The sequence below is a fragment of the Streptomyces longispororuber genome, from assembly GCF_024448165.1.
GTDB classification, from domain to species: Bacteria; Actinomycetota; Actinomycetes; order Streptomycetales; family Streptomycetaceae; genus Streptomyces; species Streptomyces longispororuber_A.
The window spans coordinates 1-3,537 of the sequence record NZ_JAMOLN010000385.1; the positions used below are offsets into that span (position 1 = coordinate 1).

A 3,537-nucleotide genomic window follows, 5' to 3' on the forward strand; every position below is an offset into this window, starting at 1 on the left:
CGGGCGCCGCGGGCGGCAACCGCGGGGCGGGGCCGGGTGACCGGGCGGACCCCGGCTGACGTGCGGGGCAGCCGGGCGGCAGCCCGAAGGGGGACTCCCGCACGTATCCTGAAGGCCCTCACGGGCTCCTACGAAAGCGGACCGGCATGCGTGTCTACGTACCTCTCTCCCTGCCTCGACTCGCGGAGGCGTACAAGGCGGGCGAGCTGGGGCCCGCGCCGCTCACCGCCTTCGCCGTGACGCCCGCGCTGCGCGAGTGGTACCTCTCCGACGACATCGAGGAGCTGGAGTACGCCGCCCTCAACCGGGCCGCCCTGGCCTCGCTGCGGCTGCTCGCCGGTGAGCCCGACGCGGCCCGCCGACGGGTCGTCGTGGCCGTGGACGTCGCGGACCGCGCGGCCGTCGCCGACCCGGACCGCGGGCTCGACCCGACCGCGCTCGGCGAGGTCTCCCTGCGCGAGGTCGTCCCGCTGGCCAAGGCCGCCGCCGTGCACGTCGACGGCGAGGACGCGGAGGCCGACGTCGTGGCCGCCGCCGACGCGCTGGGCGCGGCCGACCACGGCGACGACGACGCGCAGTTCGTCGTCGACGGGGCCGAGGACCACGAGCTGCTCTGGTTCGCGACCCAGGAGATCCCGAACCTGGTGGGCCTCGGCGACTGACCCGGAGGCCCCGTGGGGCCGCCCGGCGCGCGGGGTACTTTCTACGTATGGGGAAGCACATAGCCGACGCGCACATCGTCTGGGACTGGAACGGGACCCTCTTCCACGACACCCACGCCGTCATCAGCGCCACCAACGCCGCCTTCGCGGAGCTCGGACTCGCGCCGATCACGCTGGAGAAGTACCGCGCGCTGTACTGCGTGCCGGTCCCCAAGTTCTACGAGCGCCTGATGGGACGCCTGCCCACCGAGACCGAGTGGCTGCTCATGGACGAGACGTTCCACCGGCACTACACGCGGCACGCGCCGGACTGCGGGCTCGCGGAGGGCGTCGAGCCGCTGCTCGCCGGCTGGCAGGCCGCCGGCCGCAGCCAGTCCATCCTCAGCATGTACGGGCACGAGGAACTGGTGCCGCTGGTACGGCGGTTCGGGATCGCGGAGCGGTTCGTGCGCGTCGACGGGCGCACCGGACCGTCCGGCGGCAGCAAGGCCGAGCACATGGTGCGGCACCTGGGGACGCTCGACGGCGTCGCGCCGGGACGGACCGTGGTGATCGGCGACGCCGCCGACGACGCGGTCGCCGCGCTGCACGCCGGCGCGCGGGCCGTGCTCTACACCGGCGGTTCGCACGGCAGGTCGAGCCTCGAAGGGGTGGGCGTGCCCGTCGTGGACTCGCTCGCCGAAGCGGTCCGGGTCGCCGAGGAGATCGCCGCGGAGTGAACTCCCGGCGGGGCACACCCCGTTCGCGTGTCCCCTTCACCGGTCCCGTTCACGCTCCGCGTGTAGCTGCGTACGCTGTGGTGGTGGGATCGGTGGTGCGGCGCGGCGTGACGGGGAGACAGAGGCCATGGGTTTCGGGTTCGGTCAGCGACGGGGCGGTCAACTGCCCGTAGAGGTCACCACGTTCGTCGGCAGGTCGGCGGAGCTCGCGCAGGTGCGCGGCGCGTTCGACCGGGCCCGGCTCGTGACGCTGGTGGGGCCCGGTGGTGTGGGCAAGAGCCGGACGGCGATGCGGGCCGCGGCGGGGCTCGCCGAGCGGTTTCCGGACGGGGTGTGGCTCGTCGAGCTGAGCGCCCTGCGCGACCCGGAGCTGATCCCCGCGACCCTCGCCGCCGTGCTCCAACTGCCGGAGCAGGCGGGCATGGAGCCGCTGGACGCGGTCGTCGCGCACCTGCAGGGGCGGCGGCTGCTCATCGTGCTCGACACCTGCGAGCACCTCGTCGACGCGTGCGCGATGCTGACCGACGTGCTGCTGCGGGAGGCCGCGGGCGTGAGTGTGCTCGCCACCAGCAGGCAGCCGCTCGACGTGCCCGGCGAGCACTGCTGCGCCATCGCGCCGCTCGGCCCCGACGACGCCCTCGAACTGTTCGTGCAGCGCGCCGCCGCCGTCGTGCCGGGCTTCACCGTGACCGACGGCAACCGCGAGCAACTCGCCGCCCTCGCCAACCGGTTGGACGGCATCCCGCTCGCGCTCGAACTGGCGGCGGTGCGGCTGCGGGCGGTGCCGCTCGCCCAGCTCGTGGAGCGGCTCGGGCACCGTTTCGAGGTGCTCACCGGAGGTCGGCGGACCTCCCTCACCCGGCACCAGACGCTGCGCACGGCCATCGGCTGGTCGCACGAACTGTGCACGCCGCAGGAGCGGCTGCTGTGGGCGCGGCTCTCCGTCTTCGCCGGATCCTTCGAGTTGTCGGCCGCCGAAGTCATCGGTGCGGGCGGCGAGTTGGGCAGCGGCGAGGTCCTGGAGCAGCTGATCGGGCTCGTCGACAAGTCCGTCGTCCAGCGGATCGGCGAGGACGGCAGCAGGTACCGGCTGCTCGACACCATCCGTGAGTACGGTGCCGAATGGCTGGAGGAGTCGGGGCAGGCGGCCGCCGTGCGGGCGCGGCACTTCGCGTACTACCGGGACCTCGGGCAGTGCTACTGGGACGAGTTCCTCACCCCCGCGCAGCCCGCGCACTACCGGGTGCTGCGCGCCGAGACCGCCGATCTGCGGGCCGCGCTCGAGTACGCCTACCGGAACGAGGAGTCGGCGGCCCAGGGTCTGTGGCTGGCGGCTCAGCTCGGGCCCTACTGGCGTGCGACCGGGGCGATGTCCGAGGGCCGCTACTGGATGGAGAAGGGCCTCGCGCTCCTCGACGAGGTGGGCGAGGAGCAGGCCTGGGGCCGGTTCATGATCGCGCTGATCGCCGTGTGGACCGGGGACCTGCCGGGCGCGCTCGAACTGTTCCACCGGGCCGTCGAGGTGGCGCGGGAGTCCCGCACCGACCGGGTGGAGCTGTTCTGCGACGCCTATCTCGGCGGTCTCACCGCGCTGTGCGGGGAACCGGAGGGGCTGGTGGCCCTGGAGGACGCGCGGCAGCGGATCCTCGCGCGGGGCGACGGGCTCGGCATAGGAGTCATCCACTACGAGGCCGCGCTGCTGCTGGCCGTCCTCGGTGACACCGACGGGGCGCTGGAGCTGTGCGGGACCGGGCTCTCGTACCTGGAGGGGACCGGGGAGCGCCAGCTGCTCGGCTCCACGCTCATGGTGCAGGGCGTGATCCTGTGGCTCGCCGGGCGGCGCGCGGAGGCCGTCGGGCCGCTGTGCCGGGCGCTCGACGCCGCCGCCGAGGTGGACGAGGTGCTGGTGGGGGCGCTGTGCTGCCTGGGGCTCGGCTGGGCCGCGGCGCACGAGAAGCGGTTCGTCCGGGCGGCGTGGCTGCTCGGGTACGCGGAGCACGCGCGGCGGCTCGGGGCGGGGGACCCCGTCGGGATGCTGCCGTCGCTCTTCGAGGAGCAGGAGGCCGTGCGCAAGGCCGTACGGGTGGCGCTGGGCGACGAGCAGTTCACGCGATGGACCGAGGTGGGGGCACGGCTCTCCGGTGAGCAGGTGCTGG

At 74.0% G+C, this 3,537-nt stretch carries 3 protein-coding genes; all 3 read left to right on the top strand.

Annotation, left to right across the window (positions count from 1 at the left end):
* The first annotated feature begins 146 nt into the window (after positions 1-146).
* Positions 147-662, top strand: a complete 516-nt coding sequence (locus tag M4J07_RS47070) for a DUF6912 family protein (protein ID WP_255983431.1) — start codon at positions 147-149, stop codon at positions 660-662.
* 47 nt (positions 663-709) lie between these two features.
* On the top strand, positions 710-1,381 hold the full coding sequence (locus M4J07_RS47075; protein WP_255983433.1) for an HAD family hydrolase: 672 nt from the start codon (positions 710-712) through the stop codon (positions 1,379-1,381).
* A gap of 127 nt (positions 1,382-1,508) precedes the next feature.
* The coding region (locus M4J07_RS47080; protein ID WP_255983435.1) for an ATP-binding protein at positions 1,509-3,537 on the top strand (2,029 nt) is incomplete at its 3' end.

What these genes read in the sequence shown, in the direction of transcription:
- M4J07_RS47070 (WP_255983431.1), top strand. Translation starts at nt 147, where the DNA reads ATGCGTGTCTACGTACCTCTCTCCCTGCCTCGACTCGCGGAGGCGTAC.
- M4J07_RS47075 (WP_255983433.1), top strand. Translation starts at nt 710, where the DNA reads ATGGGGAAGCACATAGCCGACGCGCACATCGTCTGGGACTGGAACGGG.